Origin of the sequence: Streptomyces sp. NPDC127177 (assembly GCF_042672475.1) — a bacterium.
In the GTDB taxonomy this organism is placed as follows: Bacteria; Actinomycetota; Actinomycetes; order Streptomycetales; family Streptomycetaceae; genus Streptomyces.
In genome coordinates, this window is sequence record NZ_JBHXUW010000019.1 from 79,195 (window position 1) to 105,986 (window position 26,792).

28 protein-coding genes and 1 tRNA gene are annotated in these 26,792 nt (G+C 70.6%); 19 read left to right on the plus strand and 10 right to left on the minus strand.

Going from position 1 to position 26,792, the window contains the following annotated elements:
- Nucleotides 1-15: 15 nt before the first annotated feature.
- The 9 genes from ACFVJX_RS14470 (at nt 16) to ACFVJX_RS14510 (ending at nt 8,630) form a co-directional block, all read left to right on the plus strand.
- Entirely contained in the window at nt 16-1,011 is a 996-nt protein-coding gene (locus tag ACFVJX_RS14470; RefSeq protein WP_384125775.1) for an ABC transporter permease, read from the plus strand.
- A complete protein-coding gene (locus ACFVJX_RS14475) occupies nt 1,008-1,910 on the plus strand; it encodes an ABC transporter permease (RefSeq protein WP_384125773.1) in 903 nt (300 codons plus the stop codon). The genes ACFVJX_RS14470 and ACFVJX_RS14475 overlap by 4 nt, the downstream gene beginning before the upstream one ends.
- Before the next feature lie 44 nt (nt 1,911-1,954).
- The gene (locus tag ACFVJX_RS14480) at nt 1,955-2,896 is read left to right on the plus strand and encodes an ABC transporter ATP-binding protein (RefSeq protein WP_384125771.1); all 942 of its coding nucleotides are present in this window, start codon (nt 1,955-1,957) and stop codon (nt 2,894-2,896) included.
- The gene (locus ACFVJX_RS14485) at nt 2,881-3,792 is read left to right on the plus strand and encodes an ATP-binding cassette domain-containing protein (RefSeq protein ID WP_384125768.1); all 912 of its coding nucleotides are present in this window, start codon (nt 2,881-2,883) and stop codon (nt 3,790-3,792) included. Before ACFVJX_RS14480 ends, ACFVJX_RS14485 begins: the two co-directional genes overlap by 16 nt.
- Entirely contained in the window at nt 3,789-6,203 is a 2,415-nt protein-coding gene (locus ACFVJX_RS14490; protein WP_384125766.1) for a glycoside hydrolase family 2 TIM barrel-domain containing protein, read from the plus strand. The genes ACFVJX_RS14485 and ACFVJX_RS14490 overlap by 4 nt, the downstream gene beginning before the upstream one ends.
- A gap of 244 nt (nt 6,204-6,447) precedes the next feature.
- A tRNA-Leu gene (locus tag ACFVJX_RS14495) sits at nt 6,448-6,533 on the plus strand.
- Nucleotides 6,534-6,635: 102 nt separating this feature from the next.
- Nucleotides 6,636-6,872, plus strand: a complete 237-nt coding sequence (locus ACFVJX_RS14500) for a hypothetical protein (RefSeq protein WP_384125763.1) — start codon at nt 6,636-6,638, stop codon at nt 6,870-6,872.
- A gap of 198 nt (nt 6,873-7,070) precedes the next feature.
- On the plus strand, nt 7,071-8,105 hold the full coding sequence (locus ACFVJX_RS14505; RefSeq protein WP_384125761.1) for an N-acetylmuramoyl-L-alanine amidase: 1,035 nt from the start codon (nt 7,071-7,073) through the stop codon (nt 8,103-8,105).
- Nucleotides 8,106-8,258: 153 nt separating this feature from the next.
- Entirely contained in the window at nt 8,259-8,630 is a 372-nt protein-coding gene (locus ACFVJX_RS14510; RefSeq protein WP_384125759.1) for an FKBP-type peptidyl-prolyl cis-trans isomerase, read from the plus strand.
- A 114-nt stretch (nt 8,631-8,744) separates the two neighbouring features.
- Here ACFVJX_RS14510 and ACFVJX_RS14515 read toward each other — a convergent pair whose 3' ends face one another.
- The gene (locus tag ACFVJX_RS14515) at nt 8,745-10,079 is read right to left on the minus strand and encodes an alpha/beta fold hydrolase (protein WP_384125757.1); all 1,335 of its coding nucleotides are present in this window, start codon (nt 10,077-10,079) and stop codon (nt 8,745-8,747) included.
- Between the two features lie 67 nt (nt 10,080-10,146).
- On the opposite strand from ACFVJX_RS14515, the gene ACFVJX_RS14520 reads away from it, so the two are divergent.
- Nucleotides 10,147-10,752 carry a TetR/AcrR family transcriptional regulator gene (locus ACFVJX_RS14520; protein ID WP_384125755.1) on the plus strand — a complete coding sequence of 202 codons (606 nt, stop codon included), beginning with the start codon at nt 10,147-10,149 and terminating at the stop codon, nt 10,750-10,752.
- Nucleotides 10,753-10,849: 97 nt separating this feature from the next.
- On the opposite strand, the gene ACFVJX_RS14525 is transcribed toward ACFVJX_RS14520, so the two are convergent.
- On the minus strand, nt 10,850-11,578 hold the full coding sequence (locus ACFVJX_RS14525) for a hypothetical protein (RefSeq protein WP_384125753.1): 729 nt from the start codon (nt 11,576-11,578) through the stop codon (nt 10,850-10,852).
- A gap of 101 nt (nt 11,579-11,679) precedes the next feature.
- Between ACFVJX_RS14525 and ACFVJX_RS14530 the strand changes: the two genes are divergently transcribed.
- From ACFVJX_RS14530 to ACFVJX_RS14550, 5 genes are all read left to right on the plus strand, one after another.
- Nucleotides 11,680-12,315, plus strand: a complete 636-nt coding sequence (locus ACFVJX_RS14530; RefSeq protein ID WP_384125751.1) for a TetR/AcrR family transcriptional regulator — start codon at nt 11,680-11,682, stop codon at nt 12,313-12,315.
- 199 nt (nt 12,316-12,514) lie between these two features.
- The gene (locus ACFVJX_RS14535; RefSeq protein ID WP_384125749.1) at nt 12,515-14,101 is read left to right on the plus strand and encodes a hypothetical protein; all 1,587 of its coding nucleotides are present in this window, start codon (nt 12,515-12,517) and stop codon (nt 14,099-14,101) included.
- Nucleotides 14,102-14,126: 25 nt separating this feature from the next.
- Nucleotides 14,127-14,708 (plus strand): hypothetical protein, encoded by a 582-nt coding sequence (locus ACFVJX_RS14540; protein WP_384125747.1) that lies wholly within the window; start codon nt 14,127-14,129, stop codon nt 14,706-14,708.
- 36 nt (nt 14,709-14,744) lie between these two features.
- Nucleotides 14,745-15,194: a hypothetical protein gene (locus tag ACFVJX_RS14545; RefSeq protein WP_384125745.1), complete on the plus strand. Its 450-nt coding sequence runs from the start codon at nt 14,745-14,747 to the stop codon at nt 15,192-15,194.
- A 52-nt stretch (nt 15,195-15,246) separates the two neighbouring features.
- Entirely contained in the window at nt 15,247-15,660 is a 414-nt protein-coding gene (locus ACFVJX_RS14550; RefSeq protein WP_384125743.1) for a DUF3592 domain-containing protein, read from the plus strand.
- 35 nt (nt 15,661-15,695) lie between these two features.
- Here ACFVJX_RS14550 and ACFVJX_RS14555 read toward each other — a convergent pair whose 3' ends face one another.
- Both ACFVJX_RS14555 and ACFVJX_RS14560 read right to left on the minus strand, forming a co-directional pair.
- Nucleotides 15,696-16,169 (minus strand): carboxymuconolactone decarboxylase family protein, encoded by a 474-nt coding sequence (locus ACFVJX_RS14555; RefSeq protein ID WP_384125741.1) that lies wholly within the window; start codon nt 16,167-16,169, stop codon nt 15,696-15,698.
- 92 nt (nt 16,170-16,261) lie between these two features.
- Nucleotides 16,262-16,882 carry a hypothetical protein gene (locus ACFVJX_RS14560; RefSeq protein ID WP_384125739.1) on the minus strand — a complete coding sequence of 207 codons (621 nt, stop codon included), beginning with the start codon at nt 16,880-16,882 and terminating at the stop codon, nt 16,262-16,264.
- A 342-nt stretch (nt 16,883-17,224) separates the two neighbouring features.
- Here ACFVJX_RS14560 and ACFVJX_RS14565 point away from each other — a divergent pair, with 342 nt between their 5' ends.
- Entirely contained in the window at nt 17,225-18,085 is an 861-nt protein-coding gene (locus tag ACFVJX_RS14565; RefSeq protein WP_384125737.1) for a Bax inhibitor-1/YccA family protein, read from the plus strand.
- 77 nt (nt 18,086-18,162) lie between these two features.
- Here ACFVJX_RS14565 and ACFVJX_RS14570 read toward each other — a convergent pair whose 3' ends face one another.
- Entirely contained in the window at nt 18,163-18,390 is a 228-nt protein-coding gene (locus ACFVJX_RS14570; protein ID WP_384125735.1) for a DUF4287 domain-containing protein, read from the minus strand.
- A gap of 103 nt (nt 18,391-18,493) precedes the next feature.
- Here ACFVJX_RS14570 and ACFVJX_RS14575 point away from each other — a divergent pair, with 103 nt between their 5' ends.
- On the plus strand, nt 18,494-18,811 hold the full coding sequence (locus tag ACFVJX_RS14575; RefSeq protein WP_384125733.1) for a hypothetical protein: 318 nt from the start codon (nt 18,494-18,496) through the stop codon (nt 18,809-18,811).
- Nucleotides 18,812-18,904: 93 nt separating this feature from the next.
- On the opposite strand, the gene ACFVJX_RS14580 is transcribed toward ACFVJX_RS14575, so the two are convergent.
- The 3 genes from ACFVJX_RS14580 to ACFVJX_RS14590 all read right to left on the minus strand — a co-directional run bounded on the left by ACFVJX_RS14580 (nt 18,905) and on the right by ACFVJX_RS14590 (nt 22,459).
- Nucleotides 18,905-19,750, minus strand: coding sequence for a hypothetical protein (locus tag ACFVJX_RS14580; protein WP_384125732.1), 846 nt, complete (start codon nt 19,748-19,750; stop codon nt 18,905-18,907).
- Between the two features lie 266 nt (nt 19,751-20,016).
- A complete protein-coding gene (locus ACFVJX_RS14585) occupies nt 20,017-21,237 on the minus strand; it encodes an acetyl-CoA C-acetyltransferase (RefSeq protein ID WP_384125730.1) in 1,221 nt (406 codons plus the stop codon).
- Between the two features lie 142 nt (nt 21,238-21,379).
- The gene (locus tag ACFVJX_RS14590) at nt 21,380-22,459 is read right to left on the minus strand and encodes an SGNH/GDSL hydrolase family protein (protein ID WP_384125929.1); all 1,080 of its coding nucleotides are present in this window, start codon (nt 22,457-22,459) and stop codon (nt 21,380-21,382) included.
- Nucleotides 22,460-22,614: 155 nt separating this feature from the next.
- Between ACFVJX_RS14590 and ACFVJX_RS14595 the strand changes: the two genes are divergently transcribed.
- The gene (locus ACFVJX_RS14595) at nt 22,615-24,024 is read left to right on the plus strand and encodes a cystathionine beta-synthase (protein ID WP_384125728.1); all 1,410 of its coding nucleotides are present in this window, start codon (nt 22,615-22,617) and stop codon (nt 24,022-24,024) included.
- Nucleotides 24,025-24,400: 376 nt separating this feature from the next.
- Here ACFVJX_RS14595 and ACFVJX_RS14600 read toward each other — a convergent pair whose 3' ends face one another.
- Nucleotides 24,401-25,216 (minus strand): helix-turn-helix transcriptional regulator, encoded by an 816-nt coding sequence (locus tag ACFVJX_RS14600; RefSeq protein ID WP_384125726.1) that lies wholly within the window; start codon nt 25,214-25,216, stop codon nt 24,401-24,403.
- Between the two features lie 149 nt (nt 25,217-25,365).
- On the opposite strand from ACFVJX_RS14600, the gene ACFVJX_RS14605 reads away from it, so the two are divergent.
- A complete protein-coding gene (locus ACFVJX_RS14605; protein ID WP_384125724.1) occupies nt 25,366-26,127 on the plus strand; it encodes an SDR family oxidoreductase in 762 nt (253 codons plus the stop codon).
- A gap of 56 nt (nt 26,128-26,183) precedes the next feature.
- Here the strand turns inward: ACFVJX_RS14605 and ACFVJX_RS14610 are convergent, their stop codons facing one another.
- A complete protein-coding gene (locus ACFVJX_RS14610) occupies nt 26,184-26,609 on the minus strand; it encodes a hypothetical protein (RefSeq protein WP_384125723.1) in 426 nt (141 codons plus the stop codon).
- Nucleotides 26,610-26,792 lie beyond the last annotated feature (183 nt).

Here is a 26,792-nt window from a genome sequence, read left to right on the forward strand (position 1 = left end):
CCCCGGGGAGCTCCCTTGCGCCGCTACTTCGCCCGAAAACTACTGATCTACGCGCTGACCTTCGTCGTCGCCGTCACCGTCAACTGGATGATCCCGCGTTTCATGCCCGGCGATCCGGTCGCCGCGATGGTGGCCCGTGCCAGGGTCTCGCAGCCCGAGGCCGTCGAGTCGATGCGCGCCTACTACAACAGCCTCTTCGGCTTCGACGAGCCCGTCTGGCAGCAGTACCTGCACTTCTGGAGCGCCCTGCTGCAGGGCGACTTCGGGCTGTCCATCTGGGTCTTCCCCAAGCCCGTCGCCGACGTACTGCTCGACGCGCTGCCGTACACGCTGGGGCTGATGATCCCGGCCGTCCTGCTCAGCTGGTTCGTCGGCAACTGGGCCGGGGCGCTGGCCGCCCGCCGCAAGGTGCTCGACAACACCGTCCTCCCGGCGGGGTACCTGCTCACCGCGATGCCGTACATGTGGATCGCCGTCATCCTCGCCTGGGCGCTCGGCTCCAAGGCGGGCTGGTTCCCGATCTCCGGCGGCTACAGCCTCGACATCCAGCCGAACTGGTCGGCCGCCTTCGCCGTCGACCTGTTCCAGCACTGGGTGCTGCCGTTCCTCTCGCTGTTCCTGGTCGCGCTCGGCGGCTGGGCCATCGGCATGCGCAACATGATCATCTACGAGCTGGAGTCCGACTACTCGTCCTATCTGGCGGCCCTCGGCGCCCCGCAGCGGCTCATCCGCCGCTACGCCTTCCGCAACGCCGTCCTGCCCCAGATCACCGGACTCGCCCTCCAGCTGGGCGTCCTGGTGGCCGGCGCGCTCGTCACCGAGATCGTCTTCGCCTACCCCGGGCTCGGCTCACTGATCCTCGCCGCGATCCAGAACCAGGACTTCTTCCTGCTCCAGGGCGCGTTCCTGTTCATCGTCATCGGGGTACTGATCGCCAACTTCCTGATCGACCTCGTGTACGTCGTCGTCGACCCCCGTACCCGTACCGGCATGGCAGGAGGCCAGTCATGAGCACCGTGCCCGAACCGGCCACCGAGCCCGCCGCACCCGCCTCCGCCGCCCGTCCCGGCCGGGAGACGCTCCACTACGCCGTGCGCAACCCGAAGCTCCTCATCGGGTTCACCGTCGTCGTGCTGCTCCTGCTCGTCGGGCTGATCGGCCCCCCGCTGCTGGACAGCGCCGACCCCAACGAGTACGTCGGACCGCAGGCGGCGGCGCCGGACGGCACGTACTGGATGGGCACCACCACCTTCGGCCAGGACGTGTACGCGCAGTTCGTGCACGGGCTGCGGGCCACCTTCCTGGTCGGCGTCGTCGGCGGGGCCATCGCCGCCGTCATCGCCATGCTCGTCGGCTTCCTGGCCGGCTACCGCGGGGGAGTGGTCGACGAGGTCCTCAACATGCTCACCAACGTGGTCCTCGTACTGCCCGCCCTGGCCGTCCTGCTGATCATCAACGCCTACCTCGGGGTCCGCTCGGTGCCCGTGCAGGGCCTGTTCATCGGACTCACCTCCTGGCCCTGGGCCGCGCGGGCGATCCGGGCACAGACCTTCTCGCTGCGCACCCGGGAGTTCGTGGACCTGGCCCGGCTCAGCGGCAGCGGCACCTGGCGCATCGTCTTCCGCGAGATCGCGCCCAACATGAGCTCGTACCTCTTCATGATGTTCATCCTGCTCTTCGGCGGCTCCGTGCTGATCGCCTCCTCCCTCGACTTCATCGGGCTCGGTCCCACCGAGGGCGTCTCGCTCGGGCTGATGCTGCAGAGCGCCCAGCAGTGGAGCGCGCTCCAACTCGGCATGTGGTGGTGGTTCGTCCCGCCCGGCGCCGGGATCACCGCGATCGTCGGCGCGCTGTACGTCGCCAACGTCGGCCTCGACGAGGTCTTCAACCCGAAGCTGCGGGAGGCCTGAGCAGATGCCCCTGACCGTGACCGATCTCGGGGAGGCCTGAGCACATGACCCTGACCGTGAACGACCTACGGGTCCACTACCGCACGCTGCGCGGCGAGGTCCGGGCCCTGGACGGCGTCTCCTTCGACCTGGCCGACGGGGAGATCCTGGGCCTGGCCGGCGAATCCGGCTGCGGCAAGACGACGCTCGGGAAGTCGCTGATCCGCCTCGACGGCCGGATGCGGCACGCGGGCGGCACCGTCACCCTGGACGGCGACGACGTCCCGGTCTCCGACGACCGGGCGATGAACGCCTTCCGCTTCCACCGGATCTCGCTCGTGCCGCAGTACTCCATGAGCGCCCTCAACCCGACCCGCCGCATCGGACGCATGATCCGTGAACTGCTCGCCTCGCGCGGCGTCGGCGTCGACACCGCCGAACTGCACCGCAGGCTCGACCTGGTGGGCCTGGACCACGACGTCCTGGACCGCTACCCGATCGAGCTGTCCGGCGGTATGAAACAGCGCACCGTCATGGTGATCTCCACGCTGCTCGACCCGTCGGTGCTCATCGCCGACGAGGTCACCTCCGCGCTCGACGTCTCCACCCAGCGGGCCGTCGTCGGCGCGCTCACCGGTCTGCGTGACAAGGGCCTGGTCACCAGCATGATCTTCGTGACCCACGACCTCGGCCTCACCTCGCACATCGCCGACTCCATCATGGTCATGTACGCGGGCCGGCTCGCGGAGAAGGCCCCCACGAAGGTCCTGACGACCGCGCCCCGCCACCCGTACACCAAGCTGCTGCTCGGCTCGCTGCCCGAGGTCGGCGCCCGGTACGCGGACAAGCCCCTCAAGGGCATCGCGGGCGCCCCGCCCTCCCTCCTGAACCCGCCGGCCGGCTGCCGCTTCCGGGACCGCTGCCCGATCGCGGACGAGCGGTGCGCCGAGGAGCCCCCGGTCGTGGAGATCGCCCCCCGTCACTCCGTCGCGTGCTGGAAGGCCTGATGCTGACCCTCGACCACGTCACCAAGACCTACCGCGCCGGAGCGTTCGGCGGCGGTTCCGTCACCGCCGTAGACCGGGTGTCCTTCACCGCCGCACCCGGTGAGGTCGTCTCCCTCATCGGTGAGAGCGGCAGCGGCAAGTCCACCATCGGCCGGATGATCCTCGGCCTGACGGGCGTCAGCTCCGGCAGCCTCACCCTGGACGGGCGCGCGGTCCGCCCGGGAAAGGACTTCTACCGCCGTGTCCAGGGCGTCTTCCAGGACCCCTTCTCCTGCTACAACCCGGTCTTCCGGGCCGACCGCGTCTTCGACCTGATCCGCCGCGCCTACCACCCGGGCGTCCCCGACAAGGAGTGGGGCGACCGCGTCGAGAAGGCCGTACGGGACGTGCGCCTGGACCCCGGACAGGTACTCGGCCGCTACCCGCACCAGCTCAGCGGCGGCCAGCTGCAACGCCTCCTCATCGCCCGCGCCCTCCTGCTCGACCTGAGCTTCCTGGTCGCCGACGAGATCACCAGCATGCTCGACGCCTCCACCCGCATCGACGTCCTCAACCTCCTGGCCGTCCTGAAGGAACGCGGCCTCGGCGTCCTCTACATCACCCACGACCTGGCGCTCGGCACCTACCTCGCCGAGAAGACGGTCGTGCTGCGCCGCGGCCGGGTCGTCGAACGCGGCGACACCCAGAAGGTGTTCGGCAATCCGCTGCACCCGTACACCCGCACCCTGCTGGCCGCCGTGCCCCGACTGAACACGCCGTGGGACCCGCCGGAACCGCTGCACTCCTGCGCCTTCCACGCGGGCGGCGCACCCGGCACCACCGATCTGTACGAAACCGAGCCGGACCACTTCGTCGCCTGTGCCCAGCTCCCCGACTGCGGAAGGACCTCCGCGTGACCCTTCGCCACCTGCCCCTGCACGACGGCTGGACGCTCCACCCCGCCGGCCCGGTGCCCCTGGGGCTCCCCGCAGGGGGCGTCCCCGCCACAGTGCCCGGCTGTGTCCACACCGACCTGCTCGCCGCCGGGCTGATCGACGACCCGTACCTGGACGACAACGAGTCCCGTCTCGGCTGGATCGGCCGTACCGACTGGACGTACCGCACGGCCTTCGACTGGAGCCCGGACGGCCACGACCACGCCGACCTGTGCTTCGACGGCCTGGACACCGTGGCAACCGTCCTGCTCAACGGCACCGAGGTGGGACGCACAGCCAACCAGCACCGCAGCTACCGCTTCTCCGTCCGGCCACTGCTCCGGGAGGGCGCCAACACCCTCGACGTACGGTTCACCGCCCCGTACAGCTATGCCGAGGAACTGCGCGAGCGGCTCGGCGACCGCCCCGGCGCGTACGCGGAGCCGTACCCCTTCATCCGCAAGATGGCCTGTAACTTCGGCTGGGACTGGGGCCCGACACTCGTCACCTCGGGGATCTGGCGCCCGGTGGCCCTGGAGACATGGAGCGGTCCGCGCATCGCGTCCGTGAAACTGCTCCCGGACCTGGACGCGGACGGTGTGCCGCGCCTGACCGCTGAGCTGGAGGTCGAACACGACGGCTCCGCGCCGCTGTCGGGCGAGGTCGGGGTGGTCGGGGCGGGCGCCGTCTTCGTCGCCACGGAGGACGAGCACCGTGTCTCGGTCACCCTTTCGGTCCCCGATGCCGAGGTCTGGTGGCCGCACAGCCACGGCGGACAGCCGTTGTACGAGGTGCGGGTCCGCGTCGGTGACGACGTCCGCCGGTTCAGGACCGGCTTCCGTGCCGTCACCCTGGAACGCGAGGCGTTCCGGATCTCGGTCAACGGCGAAGCCGTCTTCGTGCGCGGCGTCAACTGGATCCCGGAGGACTGCTTCCCGTCCCGCCTCACCCGGCAGCGCGTCTCCGACCGCCTGGACCAGGCGGTCGCGGCCGGCGTCAACCTGGTCCGGGTCTGGGGCGGCGGCCTCTACGAGAGCGACGACTTCTACGAACTGTGCGACGAGAAGGGGCTGCTGGTCTGGCAGGACTTCCCCTTCGCCTGCGCCGCCTACCCGCAGGAGCAGCCGCTCCGGGACGAGGTGGCGGCCGAGGCCCGCGAGAACGTCACCCGCCTCGCCCCGCACCCCTCCCTCGTCCTGTGGTGCGGCAACAACGAGAACCTGGAGGGCCACGCGGACTGGGGATGGCAGAAGGAGCTGGGCGACCGTACCTGGGGCCACGGCTACTACCACGAGCTGCTGCCCGCGATCGTCGCCGAGACCGACCCGAGCCGCCCCTACTGGCCGGGATCGCCCTACTCCGGCACGCAGGACATCCACCCGCAGGACCCGGACCACGGCACCATCCACATCTGGGACGTGTGGAACCGGGCCGACTACCGCGCGTACGCGGACCGGGTGCCGCGCTTCGTAGCCGAGTTCGGCTTCCAGGGCCCGCCCACGCACGCGACCCTGCGCCGCGCGATCAGCGGCCCGCTCACCCCCGACGCCCCGCTCCTCGCGCACCACCAGAAGGCCGAGGACGGCAACGCCAAACTGCTGCGGGGCCTGGGCGAGCACCTGCCGCAGCCGGGCGACGACTTCGACGACTGGCACTGGCTCACCCAGCTCAACCAGGCCCGCGCGGTCGCGTTCGGCATTCGCCACTTCCGTTCCCACAGCCCGTACTGCATGGGCACGATCGTCTGGCAGCTCAACGACTGCTGGCCGGTGGTGTCCTGGGCGGCGGTCGACGGCGACGGCCGCCGCAAACCGCTCTGGTACGCCCTGCGGGCCGTCTACGCGGACCGTCTGATCACCGTCCGCGACGGTGCGGCCCACCTCGTCAACGACGCCCCCACCCCCTGGTCCGGCACCCTGCGGCTGACCCGGCACGGTCTGGACGGCGCGGTACTGGCCGAGGAGGAGGTGGCGGTCAGCACGCCCGCGCGATCGGTGACCCGGGTCCCGCTGCCCCCGTCGGTGGCGGAACCGGCCGACAGCACGCGCGAACTCCTGGTGGCCCGGCTCGGCGACACCAGGACGGTCGGCTTCTACGAGGAGGACACCCGCCTCGCGCTCCCACAGGCCCGCTACGACGTCACCGTGACGGAGACGGAGAACCCGGCCGGGCCGCCCGCCTACCGCGTCGAGATCACCGCCCGCACCCTTCTGCGGGACCTCGCGCTCTTCCCCGACCGGCTGCACCCGTCGGCCGTGGTGGACGACATGCTCGTCACCCTGCTGCCCGGCGAGAGCACTGTGTTCATGATCACAGGCGCGGCCCTGCCGGACCCGGAGGCACTGGGCTCACGCCCGGTCCTGCGCTGCGTCAACGACACCGTCGTCAGGTAGGGGTGGCGCGCCCCTGGCGATCCGTGGCGCGCCACTGGCGAATCGGCTGTGTGGGTGCGGCGAATTTCCGTCAATTCGGATTGCCGGTCGTCGCGCCCACAACCCCGCCAGGCATGTGACTATGCCTCATGGGTGTGCTGACGCCCCCTCAAACGGTCAATAAAATAAGACAACATCGAGCCACTGTTCGGCTGGCCGGGGGAGACCCCCGGATAGGGTCATGTGCCAACGCGGAGCCGCGCAAGCCCGGATGGTGGAATGCAGACACGGCGAGCTTAAACCTCGCTGCCCCTCGGGGGCGTGCCGGTTCGAGTCCGGCTCCGGGCACCACCGCGCGCGCACGGTCTGACCTGCATATACGGCCGATTCCGCACATCTCTCTTTCGGCTTTCCTGGCGCACCGTGGGTGCGGGTGGCGGAGGCCCCGACGCCATGAGCGCGGACGGCGCCGAGGCGTCCGGTGAGGGTGTCCGGCCCCGGGTCCCGACCGGCCCCGGCACCGCGTACGACCCCGCGCCGGACGTCATCACCGCGCACCTGTCCGACGGCGCGGGACGCACTCCTGCGATCGGCGACGACGACGGCCCGCGCGCCCCCGCGGCCGGCGGTGGCACAGGCGCGGGCCGACCGGTGGCGGGTCGGCCGGTACACCGCGGCCGTGACGTTTGACCGGGGCGGTGGCGGCGCATCGTACAACCGAATCCAGGTCGACATCCGCGTCCTGATGATCAGCCGTTAAGGAGCCCCCATGACAGCAACTGCGATCGCGGCGACCGGAGTCAGCCCGGTCGAGGCATCGGTGACGTACCGGGCCCCGCACGACCACGGGGCGCCGCTCACGGCGGGTGTCCCGGCGGACGGTGCGTGATGGCGACCCCGCTCACCGCTGACGCGCTGCTGAAAGCCCTGCGCGCCGAGGGTGTGACGGTGGTGCAGGTGGGGGACTGGCGCACCCACAACCGCAACCACAAAGGCGCCTGGGGCCCGGTGCACGGATCGATCGTCCACCACACGGTGACGTCCGGGACCGCGGCCACGGTCGCGATCGTCCGGGACGGATACGCCGAACTGCCGGGTCCGTTGTGCCACGGGATGATCGCGAAGGACGGGCGGGTGCACCTTGTCGGGTACGGCCGCGCCAACCACGCGGGCGGCGGCTGCCCGGTCGTCCTGGGCCAGGTCATCGCCGAGTCCTACGGTGCCCGTCCGTCTCCGCCGACCCGCGGCAACAGCGACGGCACGGACGGCAACGCGCGCTTCTACGGGTGGGAGTGCGAGAACCTCGGCAACGGCAAGGACCCGTGGCCGCGGGTCCAGTACGACGCGATCGTGCGCACCCAGGCCGCGCTCATCCGGGCCCACCGCGCCAAGGGCGACGAGTGGGGCACCGAGGCCAAGTCGTCGATCGGGCACCTGGAGTGGTCGAACGACAAGATCGACCCACGCGGATTCACCATGCCGACCCTGCGCGCGGACGTCGCGGAGCGGCTGCGGCACCCGGCGAGCTGGAACCCCACGGAGGACGACATGCCCGAACGAGCCAACCCCACGGTCAAGAAGACGACGGCCCGCGCGTCCGGCGAGTGGTTGACCGTGCCGCTTTCCGGTCCGCTGGTCACCGGCGCCGCGCACTACTCCGGGACCGTGACACTGCGCCTTTCCGGCGTCACGGCCGGGGCGACGGTGCAGTTGCGGTTCTACGAGACCAAGGGCGGCAAGCGCCACAAGACCGGCCAGATCGTCGAGCGCGCCGGCACGGCCGGGGACACCTTCGTGGACGTGACCAACGCGGGCGGGCACGCCGATGCCGGCGCCGCCCTGGGCGTCGAGTACGCGGTCTTCGGCGACGCCGGCACGCACGACCTGCTGTCCGGCCAGGCGCAGCTCCTCTACTGGAAGTGACGTCGAGCCACTGCCCCCGGGGAGCCGGCTCATGGCCGCTCCGAGGCGCCGACGGCGGAGCGGACTTCGTTACAGTGATCGCTCGGCCGCATGGAGTGACCATGCGCGTGATCGCCCCGCCGGAGGCCTCCGGAGGGGCGGAATGGGGTTGAAGTGAGCCTGACGAAGCCTGAAATCGATTTTCCGGAGGGCGACGCTCCGACCGATCTGCTGGTCGAGGACATCGTCGTGGGCGACGGTGCCGATGCCAAGGCCGGCGCGATGGTCGAGGTCCACTACGTGGGGGTCAACTTCGAAAGCGGCGAGGAGTTCGACGCCTCCTGGAACCGCGGCCAGACGTTCCGGTTCCCCCTGGGCGGCGGCAGGGTCATCAAGGGCTGGGACCGGGGAGTCGAGGGGATGAAGGTCGGCGGTCGGCGCAAGCTCACCATTCCCCCCGGCCTCGCCTACGGCAGCCAGTCCCCCTCCCCCCTGATCCCGCCGGGATCGACGCTGATCTTCGTCGTGGACCTGCTCGGCGTCTAAGGGCCGTCCCGTAGGCCCGGCCCGCTGCTGCCCGGCCGCGCCGGCCGGCATCCCGCCCCAACCCGCCTGCCGTACGCCTCCGATGGGCGTCGCGTCGGAGCGTGCCCGCCGTTGTCACCTGCGGTCGTGGAGGAAGGCGGGGACCTCGTCGCGGGTCGGGTAGTCGGGCAGCGGCGACGGCTCGTCCTGGAGGAACGCGGTGATGGAGGCGACGGCTCGTTCGTTGTTGCCGTCCAGGCCGTTCCACATGTGGTGTCCGACTCCGGGCATGTACTGCGTGCGCCGGATGGCGGGGTCGCTCTCGAGGGCGGCGGTCGCCCATTGACGGACCTGGGAGGAGCACTCGGCGATCATCAGCATCGCGGGTGTGCGGGAGCGCTTCAGCTGCGGGGCGATGGAGGGTGAGTCCTTGATCGTCTGTTGGATGCGGAGGCTCGCGGCGGCGCTGAAGGAGAAGTTCTCCGCGGTGTCCTCGGCGGGGATGCGGTGCGCGTCACGCGCGCAGTAGCCGGACGCGGTGTCGCTGCCGAGATCGGCGGCGGTGAACGCGTTGTCCCCTTCGGCCTGACCGATCAGCCCGTTGTCGGGGGTGAGGAGTCCGAGCCGCATGAGGCCGAAGGCGACGGCGTACCGGGGGACGCGCGTCGACCGCGGTCCGCGCACGGCCGGCGCGAGGCCGCGGGCGGACGCCCGCCCCTTGTGTCCGGCGATCCGCGCGGTGGGGCCGTCCATCGGGCCGGGCTCGGCGATGATCGCCCGGTGCACGTGTGCGGCGACGCCCGGATCGGCCAGGGCCCGGGTGAGCAGGCTCCCGCCTGAGGAGAACCCGAGGACGTCGACCCCGCCCCTGTCCAGGCGGCGGACGAAGGCGCCGAGGTCACGGACCGATCTGGAGATCGTGTACTGGTCCATGGGGAGCAGGCCGCTTCGCCCGCCACCGGCCTGCTCGTAGGCGTAGACGTCGTAGCCCTTTCGGGCGAGAAGCCGCAGGAACCGGTGGTCGAGCACCGAGATGCCCCGTACCGGGCCCCCGTTGAGATACACGAACGGCGTGGCATGCCGGACGGACGGATTCGCGGGCGCGTAGTGGTAGACCGCGACCCGGCTGCCGGTGGACAGGCGCCAGTGCTGCGCGGCCACGAACGGCAGGGCCTTCGGGTACTGCCGGGCTGTGGGTGCGGTCGGGACGCAGACCGAGGCGGTCAGAGCCGCCGCGACGACCACCGGCAGGAACGGTAGGAGCCGCGCGGGCCAGGCGCGGCGCCGGCCCAGCCACAGTGCGAGGACAGCCGTCACTCCAAGGGCCGTCGACCATGCGACGAGCCCCGAACCCGCCCCGTCCGTGAGGACGAGCAGTGCGAGAAAGACGCCGACCGACCCCGCGACGGCAAGAAGGGCCAGTGCCAAGCGCCCGGTGAAGCGGACAAGACGTATGACAGGTGCTGGCATAGCGGGCCCCCACGGTTTCGGAACGCTGTTTCAAAACGACGTTACCAGAGAGGGTAGGGTGACTTCCGTGGGTAGGCCGAGAACGAACGACGACAGCGTCAGGGAGCGGCTCGTCGCATGTGCGACCGAGATGCTCGCGACACTTCCGCGGGAGTCGGTGACGGTCCGGGCCCTGGCGGCCGCGGCCGGTACGTCGACGGCCGCCGTCTACTCGCTGTTCGGCGGCAAGGACGGGTTGATCGACGAGGTGCGCGGCCGAGCGGTCGCCGGCCTGTTCCAGGACCTGTCCGTGGTGCCGGCCACCGAGGACGCCCTCGCCGACCTCTGCGCGCTGGCCGATGCCTACCGCCGCTGGGGCGGCGAACACCGTCACCTCTACACGGTGCTCTTCGGTGGCGTGAAGTCCTTCGATCCTTCGGGTGCGGTCGGTGCCGGTGACCCCGTCCGACCGCTCCTCGCGGCGATCGATCGCGCCCTGACGGAGTCCGTCCTCGACGGCGACGCGAAGCTGATCGCGCTGTCGCTCTGGGCGACCCTGCACGGGCTCGTGACGCTCGAACTGGCCGGGGCCCTCGACGCCGCCACGGTCGAGGCCGTATTCCGGTCGTCGATCCACGCCACGCTGCGCGGCTGGGCGACCCCGGCGGTGTTCCGCACCCTGCGGAGTGCCTGACCTGCCCCACCGTCGGAGGCTGGGCGCGCGGGCACCGGAGCCCGCGGGCGGAGCCGCCGCGCGTGTCCCGAGCGGCCTGGCCCCCGGTCGCGGTGGTCTACGGCTGCTCGCCCTCGCTGCCCGGTGCCGGTCCGCCGGCCGGGGCCGGGCGGTCCGCCGTGCGGTGGGTGAGGGCGTAGACCGCGGCGCCCACGGCGAAGCCGTACACGGAGACCAGGCCGTGGCCGTTGGACTGGGCGAACCAGGTCGCCAGGCCGATCACGGGGACGCTCACCGCGAGCAGGATCTCCTTGAGGGTTTTGCGGTCCTTGCGGCGGGCGCTGCGCAGGATGTGCAGGAGCAGGGCCGCGGACAGTGTCGCCGCGAGGAAGTACGTGGCACCGGAGCTGCCGGCGAAGTTCCGGGGGTCCGTGCTGTGGCCGTTCTCGCCGAACAGGGCGTCGATCTGCTCGGGCAGCAGGATGCCGGCGAGGAACAGGACCAGGGTCAGGGGCGCGCCCCAGAACCAGTTGGCCAGGGCGGCGATGACGGCGAGGGTCGCGAAGTTCCACGCGTCGCCGAGCAGGCCGCCGTTCTGCATGAAGGTCGAGGTGAGCGGCCGCCACCAGCCGGACCTGGCGGGGTCGTTGTCGAGGGCGTCCATCGCGCCGGACCAGCAGGCCTGGATGGTCACCCCGGCGAGGGCGACCGCGAGCAGCGCCACCGCCGCCCACGGGATGCGGCGGTCCCGCAGGGTCTCCTGGCCGACCAGGGCCAGGCCCCCGTTGAGCATCACCATCATCAGTACCGCCGTGGTCACGTTGAACAGCAGCCCGCCCATCGTCATCACCCCCCCTTCAAGCGCTGCTTGGTACTCCGTGGTGACGACAGTAGACGAACCCCGGGCAAGTTTCAAACGGTGTTTGAAAATCGGTTAGAGTGGGTTCCATGAAGCTGAGCAGAGACCGGATCATCGACGCCGGCATGGCGGTGTTCGCCGAGGCCGGCTATCACGGCCTGTCCATGCGGCAGGTGGCGAAGCGCCTCGACGTGCACGCCGGCAGCATGTACTACCACGTGCCCAACAAGGGGGCCCTGCTCCAGCTGATGGCCGACAAGCTGGCACAGCAGGCCTACGACGCGGGTACCGAGGCGCTGGCCGGGTTGCCCGAAGGGGCGGGCTGGCCGGAGCGGGTCGAGGCCCAGGCCGTCGCGCTCCGGCGGAGCCTGCTGAAGCATCCGGGTGGCGCGGTCATGTTCGCCGACAGCCCGAAGGTGCTCAGTACCGGGGCGCTGTCCCTCATGGAGCGGCTGCTGCGGACGCTGCGGGAAGCCGGGGTCCACGACGAGAACCTCGGCGTCGCCGGTGACGCGCTGTTCAGCCACATCACCGGTTTCGTGCTCCAGGAGCAGGGCGAACCGCCGGTCCTCGCCGTCAGCGCCGAGGACGTCGCCGATCTCCACCGGCGTTTCCCGATAACCCTGGCCGCATCGGCCTCCCATGAGCAGGACGAGCTCTTCGTCCGCGGCGTGCGGCTCCTCTGTGCCGGAATCAGGGCGCTCGACGAGATGGGGCGGCCGTGAGCCGGGACCGGCCGTCCGGCGACTGTACGTAAGATCAATTACGCAGCCCGCTACTCGCTGCCCCCATTTGTCCGTCGGGCCGGTTTCTCCGTCACCGGCGTCTCCGAATTGGGACCTGGATTGGGCCCACGGGCCCGTGCCTCAATGGCGCGCCTTACATAACCTCCCTGCCCTAAGGGCCATACGGGGAGGATCAGTCATGCCGCGAACGAGGTATCGGGAGCCCATACCCAGGAGCAGATGGGGTGACCGGGGCGCCACCGCGTTCGAGTACCTCGGGACGATCCTGGTCGTCGTCTCCCTCATCGGCGGTATGGCGGTGGCCGGCCTCGGCGGGCAGATCAGCCACCGGATCCACTGTCTCGTCGCCTCGATCGGCGGCGGCAGTGGTGGCGGGTGCGACTCGGGCAAGGGCGGCGAGGCGGGCGGTGATCCCAATGCGGAATTCGAGCCCATCACCTGCGCGACCGTCACGAAGTCCGGTACCCAGGGCGGCAAGATAGGCGTTTCGTTCGAAACGCTCGGTATCGAGTTCGGCGGCGAGTTCGGATTCGAGGAGACGACGTCCAAGGCCAAGACGGACATCAACAAAGACGGAAAGATCGACGACAAGGACGAGCAGGTCTCGCTCACCTTCACCGACGCCGCATCGGTGAAGGGCACGGAGAAGCCCAAGGGCCGGATCAAGATCGGCGACGTGGGCAAGGACAAGGTCGAGATCGGCGCCGGTCTCTCCGTCACCACGGGCGACACCTGGGTGTTCAACAGCCAGGAGGAAGCCGATCAGTTCCGCAAGGACCTCCAGGAGTACAAGAAGCTCAACCGGCTGAACAAGCTCTCCAACCTCAGCCCGATCGTGGGCGGCACCACCGAGGTGGCCAGCTGGTTCGGCAAGGGGCCGAAGGCCAAGGAGAGCCGCCTCAAGAAGAACATCGAGGACAAGCTCGGCAACAAGCACATCACCACCCAGAAGCTGAGCCTGGAGGTCGCGGCCCAGGCCGGCCTCCAGTTCGGTGCGGGGATGAACGCCCCGGACACGACCAACCCCGACGGCACGACCACCCCGGCTCCCAAGCCGGGCGCGACCGTCGAGGCCGGACTCAAGATCTCCGAGTCCCAGGAGGTCACCCTGACGCAGAACCACATCAGCAACACCGACGCGTACACCTACCAGGCCAAGGCCACCGGTGGCGCGTACGCGAAGGGTGAGGCGGGACCGGCCAAGGCCGGCGCCGAGGCGAGCGGTTCGGCGGCGGGTGCCATCACCGTCACGGTCGACAGCAAGACCGGCAAGCTGCAGAGCATCACGATGACGCGGACCCTGGAGGGGAAGGCGGACGCCAACGCCGGCATCAGCGGTGACGTCAGCGGCAGCCAGAAGGGCGGCGGGACGACCAGCCAGGTCGTCACCACCACCGTGCCGCTGGACGACAAGAACCTCTCCAAGGCGGAGTCCGACCGGATCAAGGCCCAGCTGTTCTCCGGACAGGGCATGAACAGTGCCTTCAACTACCTGTTCACCGGCACGCCGGTCCCGACCAAGGACCCCGGCACCGACGATCCGTTCGGCCACTACGCCTTCGAGCACGGACAGGTCAGCAAGCAGGAGTACGACGGTTCCTCCTCGTCCGAGGAGATCGGCCTCGACGTCAATCTGGAGGTGGCGGGCATCAACGGTGCCTACACGACCTCCGAGAGCGAGAAGAACCTTCAGAAGGCCGAGTTCCTCGGGGCGCCCACCAACGGGCAGCGCTCCTTCGTCCCGTACAGCTACTGTGCGAACTGATCGACCAGCACAAGGAGACGTGATCATGACCTACCGTTCCCTCCGCCGGACGGTGCAGGCCGTCGCCGTCACGACCGCTGTCGTCACCGCCGGGCTGACCCTCAGTGCCTGCGGCTCGGAGAAGCAGGAAGCGCCGGCCGCGCCCAGCGGCTGGAAGGAGCTGTCCGGGCCGACCGTGTCGCTCTCCTACCCGGCCGAGCTCACCGAGCAGAGCAAGGCGGAGCGCGGCAAGCTCAACGACGCCGCGGCACTGCGCAGCGAGGGGGACCGGCCCACGGTCAAGGTCTCGATCCAGAGCGGCTTCGCCAGCGCCTCCAACGGGGACGACGCGGCCTCGGTCGGCCGGGCCCTCCTCATGGCGACCACCGAGGTGAAGGACACCAAGGACGCCGACATCAGCGGGGCGAAGGGCGCGAAGCGCATCGACTTCAGCTACACCGGTACGGGTGTGCCGCAGTCGCCCCCGAAGGGTGCGAAGGTCAACGGCGTGGTCATCACGGGCGTCGACTCCAACGGCAAGATCTACTCCGTGCGCATCGACGCCCAGGCGGGCAAGCTCAGCGACGCCGACCGGACGAAGATCGTCGACAGCATCGAGGTGAAGTAGTGCCCGAGCGCCGGCCGACGACGAAAAGGCAGCCCAATGTCCCGATTTGACGCCCACCGCGGGTACGCCTCCGCCTCCGGCGGTGACCGGCCGCGGCTGCTCGATCTGATGCTGCCCTGGGCCGCGGGCATCCTGGTGACCGTGATCGCGGAGCTGGCCGTCGCGGTGGTCGTCTGGGACTGGGTGGCGGGCGACGACCCGGAGAGCGTGGCCTCGCCGGCCCGTACGATCCTGTTCCTGCACCTGCCGTCCGCCGTGTGCATCGCGCTCGGCACCTGGGCCGCCGCGGCCCTGCACCGCTCGCCGTCCCGGGATTCGCGCGTCCGGCACGCCCTCGCCGCGTTCGCGCCCGCCGTCGCCCTGCAACTGGTGATCTACCTGTCCCAGGGGAGCGACCTCACGGTCATCACCTTCCTGGTCCAGCTGGCGGTCCTGCTGGTCGGCTGCGCGGTGGGTTTCCTCCTGGACCGGCTGCGCAACGGCTGACAGGGGCCGGGGCACCGCAGGACCGTCATCGAAGGATCAAGGAATCCAATCCATGGACACCTCGTACGTACTCATCGCAGTGTTCGCCGTGGTGGCACTCAGGTCCCTGGGACGGACCGCCCGGCAACTGCGCGGTGCCCGCTCCGGCGTATCCGCGCCGGCGCGCTGCATCAGGGTGTACGAGCGCGATACGGCCACCGGCTCCTCCGGAGACCGGCGGGCCTGGTACGTCTTCGCGTTCACCGCGCAGAACGGGGAGTGGGTCGAGTTCCAGAACGGCGGCAACAAGCGCTTCATCGAGGGCGCGCGGGTGACGGTGCGCTACGACCCCGCCGACCCGAAGCGGACCGCGACGCTGGCCGGCAGCCCGCGCGCGGCCCTTACGGAGGGTGCCGTCGCCCTGGTCCTGATGGCGTTCGTGCTGGTGATGTTCCTGACCGACTTCCCGGAGAACCTCTTCTCCTGACCGGAGAAGAGGTTCTCCCGGCCGGACGGCAGCCGTTACCCGTGCCGGCCCACCTCGTAGCCGCCGGCGGGCTGCTGGGTGATGACGTTCAGCCGGTTGAAGGCGTTGATGACGGCGATGACGCACACCAGGGCGGCGAGCTGGTCCTCGTCGTAGTGCTTGGCCGCGTTCGCCCAGACGTCGTCCGGGACGCCTCCGGCGGCGTCGGCGATGCGGGTGCCCTGTTCCGCCAGCTCCAGGGCGGCGCGCTCGGCCTCGGTGAAGACCGTCGCCTCCCGCCAGGCCGCGACCAGGTTGAGGCGCAGCGCGCTCTCCCCGGCGTGCGCGGCCTCCTTGGTGTGCATGTCGATGCAGCCCGCGCAGCCGTTGATCTGGCTGGCGCGGAGCTTCACCAGCTCCTGTGTCGCGAACGGCAGTGTCGAGTCCGTGAGCGTGCTGCCCGCCGCGATGATGTGCTTGAGGGCCTTGGCCGCGACCGGGCTTCCGAGAGGGTTCAAACGGGCGTTCATGGTGCACTCCCCAACTTCTCGTCCATTGGTGCCTGTACCTCTTCGACGGATCGGACCGGTGAGATGTGACACCCTCAAATGTGACGCACATCTCAGCCCTGTGCATCGGCTTCGTCCATCACCTCGTCCAGCGCCTCGCGCGCCAGGGCACCGAAACGCCGCTGCGCGGTCTCCACGAGGAGGCCCGTCTCCGCCGCGGCTGAGCGGTGGTGCTCCCGCCGCTCGTCGCCCAGCGGGCCCCTGCCCAGCTCCATCAGGTAGTCGATCGGCGGATGGATGTGCCGGTCCAGGGCCTGCGCCCAGTCGGACGCCGCCTGCGCCACCGGGGCGGGCCCTTCGAGCTGGACCCTGTTGGCCGCCTGCCGGGTGGCCCGCACGGCGTCGATGGCGAGGCCGCGCCTGGTGTCGTAGCGCTGCTGGTCGTAGGGGTCCAGCGTCAGCCTGTCCAGCTGCCAGACCGCCCCGTGCGCCTCGTGCGCGGCGTCCATCAGGCTCTGGTAGGCGGCCTGCCTGCTGTCCCTGCGCCACTTCCGGTGTTCGACCCGCAGATCACGGCGGCGCGTGCGGTCGTCCGCGACCTCCTGGCGCATCTGCTGCCGTTGCAGGGATTCGTCCTTGCGCCGCTCCGTCCGGGCGGTCACGAGGGCCGTCAGCCCGCTGCCGAGCAGAGTGCCGCCGACCGCGATGGCGGTGGTCGTCCAGGTGCTCTCCATCTCCCGATCCTCGCAAGGAATCCCGGCCTCCAGGCCGGGCGGGACGGGAATGAACACGGCGCCCGGCCGACACGCCGACATCGTCCGCGAACTGACCGACGGGACCACCGGCCCGCGGACCGGGGACCACGCCGTGGCCCCCGGTGACACGGCGTGGTGGGCCGGCCACCGGGGCCGGACGGAGCGCGCGGTCCGGGCCCCGGACGGCATCCGGCGCCCCGGTCCGGTCAACCTGAGTGGTAGCACGATCCCGCAAAGATCCTCCCCTGGCACTAGGGAGTTTGTTTTGCCTACCCATTACTCTTGTTCCAAGGCCGCGCTGGGTGGCCATGGAGGAGTGAGATGAGGAGCAGCAACCCGGTCTTCTCGCGACGGGGCTTCAGCCGCGACAACGGTTACGCGAACTTCAACGCGGCACCGCAGGCCGGGGCCCCCGTGGCGGGTGCCAACCCGTACGCCACCAACCCGTACGCCCAGCCGGACGCCCAGTACGGTGCTCCGCAGGCGCCGGCGCGCTCCGGTGTGATGACGATCGACGACGTCGTCACCCGTACGGCGCTGACGCTGGGCACGGTCGTGGTGGGTGCCGCGCTCGCCTGGGCCCTGCTCCCGGTCGACGAGGCCAACCTCGGCAAGTCGTACGGCATCGCGATCGGCGCCGCACTGATCGCCTTCGTGCTGTCGCTCGTCCAGTCCTTCAAGCGCAAGCCCGTTCCCGCGCTGATCATCGCGTACGCCGCCTTCGAGGGCGTGTTCCTCGGCGTCATCTCCAGTGCCGTCAGCACGTACATCTCGCCCGGTGTCGTGATGCAGGCGGTGATCGGCACCATGTGTGTCTTCGCCGGTGTGCTGTTCGCGTACAAGATGCGCTGGATCCGCGTCACCCGCCGGTTCTACGGCTTCGTGATGGCCGCCGCCATGGGCTTCATGCTCCTGATGGTGGTCAACCTGCTGTTCGCCGCCTTCGGTGGCGGTGACGGCCTCGGCTTCCGCAGCGGCGGCCTCGGCATCCTCTTCGGTGTCGTCGGCATCATCCTCGGTGCGTGCTTCCTGGCCATGGACTTCAAGCAGGTCGAGGACGGCATCGCGTACGGCGCTCCGCGCGAGGAGTCCTGGCTGGCGGCCTTCGGCCTCACCCTGACCCTGGTCTGGATCTACCTGGAGATGCTGCGCCTGCTCTCGATCCTGAGCGGCGACGACTAGAGGCGCTCCGCCCGACACGGACGGCCCGCAGGCTCCCTCGCTGGAGCCTGCGGGCCGTTTTCGTCGTGCGGGGAGGGCTACAGGAGTTTGCGAGCTGCTCTTCGCAGGTCGTACTCGTGGATGAGCGCCTTCGCGTGTCCGTACGCGAGGTCGTGCTCGCTCCGCAGCCAGCTGACCTTCTCCTCGAAGCGGAGAGCGGGGCCGTCCTCGATGGTGCGGAGCCAGTCGGAGATCTCACGACCGGTGCAGTGCGGGATTCTGGCGAGCAGATTCCGATGGGTCTCTTCGGACAGGACTTGGGACATCGGCGCCTCCGACGCGTTGTGCGCGGTACTGGTCCTTCCCGACACCGTGCCTGAGCGTCGGCCCGTTGGCAACCATCGCGGCGGGGGCGCGTAGGGTCGCGGAGTGCTCGATACGACGCCCCTGATCATCGCCGTGGACCGATTCGCCGACCGGCTGCGCGCCGCCCCGCAGAGCAGGCTGCAACGGGGAACGGCGGCCGAAGGACTGGCTCTGGCGCGACGGTTGACGGAGCGGGCCCAGCGCATCGAGGAACCGGACCGGGAGCCGAGGGTCATGCCGGATGCGGGCATCTTCGCGATCGGCGATCAACTCGCCGTCGCGGGGCGGGATCTGGCCGTGGCACTGGAAATGGCCCCGCCAGCCGAGCTGGACGAGGCCGTGCGATGCGTCGAGGAGGCGGCAGCTCGGGCGTTCGCCTAGGCGATGCGCGCCCGGTGCGGGCGGTGTCTTCTGCGGCAGCGGCCGGCGAGGGCCGCTGTGTGGGGGGAAGGGGCCGGACGACCGGTCAGCGGGCTAGAAGCTCGCGATGACGCGGTCGGCCAGTATGTAGACGTTCTCCCTGCCGCACGAGAACGTCAGGGCGTACGCACCGGAGACACCGGAACCGCCCAGCAGCACGGGGTGCTCACCGGAGCGCAGCGACTCGGCCAGCTGCTCGGCCGTCTCGCGGTGGCCGGGCGTCATGCAGAGCGTGGTGCCGTCGGCGAAGACGTAGACGTCGAGGGTGCCGAGCGGGCCGGGGCGCACGTCGGAGAGTTCCGTACGGCTGTCGGCGAGCTCTTCCAGGCGGTTCACCGTGCGCTCGTGGTCGGTGACCACGGGTGTCTGCACGGGGACGAAGTCCGGGTGCGAGGGGTGGCGGCGGCGGGCCGCGGCCAGTTCGGGGGAGTCCTCGGCGAACTCGGCCGTCTCGGGAAGCTCGGTGAAGTCGGCCAGCTCGGCCAGTTCCGTCAGCTCGTCGAGCGCCTCGGCGGCGTCCAGGTCCATCGCCTCCAGGCCGGCGAAATCGGCCTGGCGCGGCATGAAGAACGGGGCGTCCTCGCCGATCCCGGCCAGACCGCCCAGCAGTGACGGTGCGTCGGCGGCGTCGCGCGCTTCCTGCGAGGCCCAGAAGGCCCGGGCCTCGGCGAGCTCGCGCTCCCGCTCCTCGGCCAGCGCCTCGGCGACCGCCGCGCGTATCTCCGCGGCAGGTGTGGCGTCGTTACGGCTCTGGGCCGGGACCGCGGCGGTCTGCGCGCGGTCGTCGGCCAGCTCCCTTCGAAGGGCCGATACCTGCTTACGCAGCCCGTGAGCGGCGTGCAGAGCAGCGGCGCCCACGGCCGTGGCAGCGGCGGTGGTCAGCAACAGGGCAAGAGGCATGGCGCTCACTGTCATACTCCCGGTCTCAATCGATCCCCCGACTTCCTACATCAGCTTGGCCTCTACCGGCACCATGTGTCAGTGCATTACGTCACGAATTGGACAGGTCTTTGTGCCCGAGGTTTAGCCCTGATGCGGGTGTGACCTGGGGGAATGACTCTCCCCCAGGAGATAGGTCACATCCTGGGGGAGATTCGGTCACGGTCGGGGCTCGGAACCGGCCATTCCGTCCGGCCGGAGCGCCTCGGACGGCGTGGCCCGGCGGTTCAGCTCAGCCGCTCGATGACCATCGCCATGCCCTGGCCGCCACCCACGCACATGGTCTCCAGGCCGAACTGCTTGTCGTGGAACTGCAGGCTGTTGATCAGCGTGCCGGTGATCCGTGCGCCGGTCATGCCGAAGGGGTGGCCGACGGCGATGGCGCCACCGTTGACGTTGACCTTGTCCAGCGGCAGGCCGAGGTCGCGGTAGGACGGGATCACCTGGGCTGCGAAGGCCTCGTTGATCTCGGCCAGGTCGATGTCGCCGACGCTCAGCCCGGCCCGCTTCAGCGCCTGCTTGCTCGCCTCGACCGGCCCGTAGCCCATGATCTCGGGCGAGAGGCCGGAGACGCCGGTGGAGACGATCCGGGCCAGCGGGGTCAGGCCCAGCTCGCGCGCCTTGGTGTCGGACATGATCACGAGCGCCGCGGCACCGTCGTTGAGCGGGCAGCAGTTGCCCGCCGTGACCAGTCCGTCGGGGCGGAAGACCGGCTTCAGGCCCTGCACGCCCTCCAGGGTGACGCCGGCGCGCGGGCCGTCGTCCTTGGCGACCACCGTGCCGTCCGGCGTGGTCACCGGGGTGATCTCGCGCTCCCAGAAGCCGTTCTTGAGGGCTTCCTCGGCGAGGTTCTGCGACCGCACGCCGAACTCGTCCATGTCCTGACGGGTGACGCCCTTGGTCCGGGCCAGGTTCTCCGCGGTCTGCCCCATCGAGATGTAGGCGTCCGGCACCAGGCCGTCCTCGCGCGGGTCGTGCCAGCTCGCGCCGGACTCCTCCGCGCGGGCCGCGGTGCGGGCCTCGGCGTCGGCGAAGAGCGGGTTGTGCGTGTCGGGCCAGCTGTCGGAGTTGCCCTTGGCGAACCGGGACACCATCTCGACACCCGCCGAGATGAACACATCGCCCTCGCCCGCCTTGATGGCGTGCAGCGCCATGCGGCTGGTCTGCAGGGAGGACGAGCAGTAGCGGGTGACCGTACAGCCGGGAAGGTGGTCCATCCCCATCTGTACGGCGATGATGCGGCCCAGGTTGTTGCCCTGCTCGCCGCCGGGGAGGCCGCAGCCGAGCATCAGGTCGTCGATGTCCCTGGGGTCCAGCTCGGGGACCTTGGCCAGCGCGGTCTGGATGATCGTGGCGGTCAGGTCGTCCGACCGCAGGTCCTTCAGCGAGCCCTTGAAGGCCCGGCCGATCGGGGAACGGGCAGCAGAGACGATCACGGCTTCGGGCATCACGCGGCTCCATGAGGGCTGGAAGGCTGTCTGGCTGGACTGCTCTGGAAGTTACCCGGACGTACTGCTGAGGTCACCCGACGGGGCGTGTGATGCGGGCCTCTTTTCTAAGCAACCGCTCAGTTCGCTGTCCCGGGGCGGCTCAGGCGCTCCGGGGAGAGGTGTCGGTGCCGGTCTCCGTGTCGGTGCCCGGACGCCTCTCCACCCGCGTCGAACCGCCCGGTTCCCCGTGCGCCCCCGGACACGGATGCGGATGCGGGTGGGGCTCGGTCGTCGCGGGCAGGCGCCGCCGCCTGCGGTGCTTGAGGAGCGCCCAGGGCGCCCGCGCCCCGGTGACCTCCGTACCGGCCTCCCTGGCCGCCTGCGAGGCCGCCTTGGCCACCGGAAGCATGTCCTCGCGCCGGGCACCGTCCAGGTGGTCGGACTCCGGCCACAGTCCCAGCACCGCGCAGAGCGTGGGCAGGACCGCCATCGCGGCGGTCGCGTAGCCCTCCGCCGACGGGTGGTAGTTGTCCGGACCGAACAGCTCCCGGGGGTTCGCCTCGAACTCCGGGCCCAGCAGGTCGCCCAGTGAGACCGTGCGCCCGCCCTGCTCCACCGAACCGATCGTCTGCGCCGCGGCGAGCTGCCTGCTCACCCGCCGGGCCAGCCACCGCAGCGGCTGGTAGACCGGCTCGATCGTGCCCAGGTCCGGGCAGGTGCCGACCACCACCTCCGCCCCCGCCGTCCGCAGCCTGCGTACCGCCGTGGTCAGACATCGCACCGACTGGGTCGCGGGCATCCGGTGCGTCACGTCGTTCGCGCCGATCATGATCACGCAGACGTCCGGCGTCCCGGACGGGTCCGCCAGCAGCAGCGAGACCTGCCGCTCCAGATCGTCCGACCTCGCCCCCGGCTGCGCGACATTGCGCAGATCCACCGGCCGCTCCGAGACCGCCGCAAGACCCGAGGCCAGCAGCGCCCCGGGTGTCTGCCCGGCCCGGCGCACCCCCTGCCCGGCCGCCGTGGAATCCCCGAGCAGCCCCAGCCGCAACGGGTCCGACGGTCCCGCGAACGCCACCCCGTACCGCCCGTCCGCGCTCGGTGGCACCGGTGCCACACCGCCGCCCACCAGCCGCTTCGCCAGCTGGACCTCCGCCAGCAGGACCCCTACCGCCGCCGCGCCCAGCAGGCCGACGCTGCCGCCGCCGTAGGCCGCGCCCGCCGCGATCCGCCGTGCCACCCTTGCCCTCGACACAGTCCGGTCCACCTCCTCGTTGCCGTACTGCCGTACACACACCTAACTGCCCGCAAGAGGCCGTCGTTCAATCGCTTCGCCCAATCTCGTGCCCGTACGCATACTCTTGCCGCACCATCACGGAGACCCCGGAGTACACGGTGCAATTCCACGATTCGATGATCAGCCTCGTAGGCAACACCCCGCTGGTGAGGCTGCGCAGTGTGACGGCCGGCATCCAGGCGACGGTCCTGGCCAAGGTCGAGTACTTCAACCCCGGCGGATCGGTCAAGGACCGGATCGCCCTTCGCATGATCGAGGCCGCCGAGCAGAGCGGCGAGCTGCAGCCCGGAGGCACGATCGTCGAACCGACGAGCGGCAACACGGGCGTCGGCCTGGCGATCGTCGCGCAGCAGAAGGGCTACAAGTGCATCTTCGTCTGCCCGGACAAGGTGTCCACGGACAAGATCAATGTGCTGCGTGCCTACGGGGCGGAGGTCGTCGTCTGCCCGACGGCGGTCGACCCCGACCACCCGGACTCGTACTACAACGTCTCCGACCGACTGGTCCGTGAGACCCCCGGGGCCTGGAAGCCGGACCAGTACTCCAACCCGAACAATCCCCGCTCCCACTACGAGACCACCGGTCCCGAGCTGTGGAAGCAGACGGACGGGGAGATCACGCACTTCGTCGCGGGGGTGGGCACCGGCGGCACGATCAGCGGCACCGGCCGCTACCTGAAGGAAGCCAGCGACGGCGCGGTCAAGGTGATCGGCGCGGACCCGGAGGGCTCGGTCTACTCCGGCGGCTCGGGCCGGCCTTATCTGGTCGAGGGTGTCGGCGAGGACTTCTGGCCCTCGGCCTACGACCGGACGGTCACCGACGAGATCGTCGCCGTGTCCGACAAGGACTCCTTCCAGATGACCCGCCGGCTCGCCAAGGAGGAGGGGCTGCTGGTCGGCGGCTCCTGCGGGATGGCGGTCGTGGGCGCCCTCGAGGTCGCGAAGCGGCTGGGCCCCGACGACGTGGTCGTCGTGCTGCTGCCGGACAGCGGGCGCGGCTACCTCAGCAAGATCTTCAACGACGAGTGGATGGCCGACTACGGCTTCCTGGAGGACGGCGGACCCTCCGCGCGCGTCGCGGACGTCCTCGACTACAAGGAGGGCCCGATCCCGACGCTCGTCCACATGCACCCGGAGGAGACCGTCGGCGAGGCGATCGACGTCCTGCGCGAGTACGGCGTCTCGCAGATGCCGATCGTGAAGCCGGGCGCGGGACACCCCGACGTGATGGCCGCGGAGGTCATCGGCTCGGTGGTCGAGCGCGAGCTGCTGAACGCGCTCTTCGCCCAGCGCGCCTCGCTCTCGGACCCGCTGGAGAAGCACATGTCGGCGCCGCTGCCGCAGGTCGGCTCCGGCGAACCCGTCGAGGACCTCATGGCGGTGCTCGGCGGTACGGGCGCGGCCGACGCGGCGATCGTGCTGGTGGAGGGCAAGCCGAAGGGCGTGGTCAGCAGGCAGGACCTGCTGGCCTTCCTCGCCAAGGACGCGACGGCGGTCATCAAGCCGTAGGCAGGTATCCGGCGGTCATCGGGCCGTAGGCGGCCGGCGGTCGTCAGGCCGTAGGTGGCCGGAGTGCCGGAGCCGGGTCCGTCGGAGTGCCGGAGACGGGTTTCCGGCGGGCCGGAGACGGGGCTTCGCGAAAACGGTACGAGCGCGACACGTACCCGCAGCACCGGCTTAACACGGCTCGGGCAGATTGATGGGTGTCGGCAGGGAAACCCGCCGGCACCCGATACGGCGACACGGACTACGGAGCGGCTCCCGGACCTCCACCGTCGCCCGGATGCGGAGACCGGCCCTGACCCGGCCCGCGTCCCTCGCGGGGACCGCCGTCGTCCCGCCCCCTGGGAAACCGGGGGTGCGGCGGTCCCCGCGATACAACTCGTCACGGAACCGCCGTCAGCAGCGCGAGGCGCTCGGCGGACTCCGTCCCGGGCTCCGGCGTGTAGACCACCAGACACTGGTCGGGATCTCCGGGCGCGCCGAGCGTCTCGTACGGGAGTGTGAGCGGGCCCGTGGCCGGATGGCTGATCCGTTTGACGCCGTGCGCCTTCGCCTTCACCTGGTGATCCGCCCACAGCCGGCGGAACTCCTCGCTCTTCACCGACAACTCACCCACCAGCGCGGCCAGTCGCTTGTCGTGCGGGTGGAGCCCGGCGTCCAGGCGCAGATGGGCGACCGTCTCGGCCGCCACGGCGGCCCAGTCCGGGTAGAGCTCCCGGGAGGCGGGGTCGAGGAACACCTGGCGCGGGACGTTGCGCGCTTCCGGGGAGAGCCGCGAGAAGCCGAGGAGCGCGTCCGCCGCCCCGTTCCACGCCAGCACGTCCATCCGGCGGCCCAGGACGAACGCCGGCGCCCCGCCCAGGGTGTCCAGCAGCAGCCGCAGTCCCGGCCGCACCCGCTGGGCCGCCGCGGGCGCCGCCGTGCGCGGCTTCGGGCGTGCCACCGTGCGCAGATGGGCGTGTTCGGTCTCGTCGAGGCCGAGCACCCGGGCTATCGCGTCGAGCACGGCGTCCGAGACGCTCGGACCGCGCCCCTGTTCCAGCCGGATGTAGTAGTCGACGCTCACCCCCGCGAGCTGCGCGACCTCCTCGCGGCGCAGGCCCGGAACGCGCCTGCGGCCGTAGGAGTTCAGCCCGACGTCCCCGGGCTGGATGCGGGCACGTCGTGAGCGGAGGAAGTCTCCGAGGTCGCCGTCCATGCCGCCGATCGTAGAAGACCCCGCCCCCGCCCAGCCTGGTACTGCCGGACCCAGGAAAGACGCGTCCCTGGGTAGCGGGCGCGCACGGCCGCAGAGTTGGGGCCGAGCCGGGGAAACGCCCCGGCAGCACAGCACCGGGGAGCACACACATGTCGTACGGGACGCTCGCAGGCCGCACCGCCGTCATCACCGGGGCCGCCAGCGGCATGGGGAACGCGACCGCGAGGCTGCTCGCGGCGCAAGGGGTCCGGGTGGCCCTGCTGGCCCGCCGGGCGGAGCGGCTGGAGGAGCTGGCCGCGAAGATCACCGCGGACGGCGGCCGGGCGCTCGCCGTCGTCACCGACGTCACCGACCAGGCGTCCGTGGACGCCGCGGCCGAGCGGGTGCACGCGGAGTTCGGCCGGGCGGACCTGGTGGTCAACGCGGCCGGTGTGATGCTGCCGAACCCGGTGGACGAAGGCCGCACCGACGAGTGGCAGCGGATGCTGGACACCAACGTGGCGGGCGCACTGCGCATCATCCGGGCCTTCACCGCGGATCTGGTGGCCTCCGCCGCCGCTGGCCGTACCGCCGACCTGGTCAACATCTCCTCGATCGGCGCGCACATCACGTTCCCCAACTACGCGGTGTACGGCGCGACGAAGGCCGCGCTCACCTATCTTTCGGCCTCACTGCGCACCGAACTCGGCCCGCGCGACGTGCGGGTCACGAACATCGAACCCGGTCTCACCGACACGGAGCTGGCCGGACACGTCGACAACACCGAGCTCAGCGGGCAGCTCGACGGGATGTTCGACGCGCTTGGCGGGTTGTCCGGGGACGAGATCGCCGACCTGGTGGCGTACGTGACGAGCCGTGCGCGCCACATCAACCTGCGCCAGCTGGTCGTGCTGCCGACCCGTCAGGCGTGAGGCCACCGGGCCTCCCTGCCGCTCGGTCCTCCCGGCCGCTCGGTCCTCTCAGCCGTTCAGTCCTCCCAGTCGGACTTCGCCCGCTCCTCGCCGCGCCGCCTGAACAGTCGCCCGCCGTGGGCGACCTGGAGGGCGTTGACACCGACGATTCCGAGCCAGGCCACGACCAGCCCCTGGATGCCCGCGTTGGCGACGCCGATCGCGGACAGCGGGATGGCCAGGACCAGCGAGACGATCGCGAATCCGTACCGCTCGCCGAAGTGCCCCAGCGGAGGCTCCGGCGAACGCGCCCCCCTGGCGACGACGATCTGCTGCTCCGCGAGATGACGCCTGACCCGCCTGTCGAGCGTGCCGTCGAGCCGCTGCTCGACCTTCTCCAGAAACGACTCGACGAGCGCGGGCTCGTACTCGGCCCCCAGCTCGCTGCGGGCTTGCAGGGTGGCCTTGAGCTCCTTCTTGAGCTCGGTGTCGGGTGCGTCCATGGTTCCACGGTACGAAGCGGCGGCGACCGGGTCAGTGGGGCTAACCCCCCTGTTTGCCCGGGGGCGGGCAGGCGGCGGCAGGCCATGAGAGCCGGGCCCGGGGCCCGGCCTCGTGGGCATCCGGAGGGGCCCCGTGCGGCCGGCCGTGCGGCGGGGCTGTCCGGACAGGCCCGTGACGGGTGT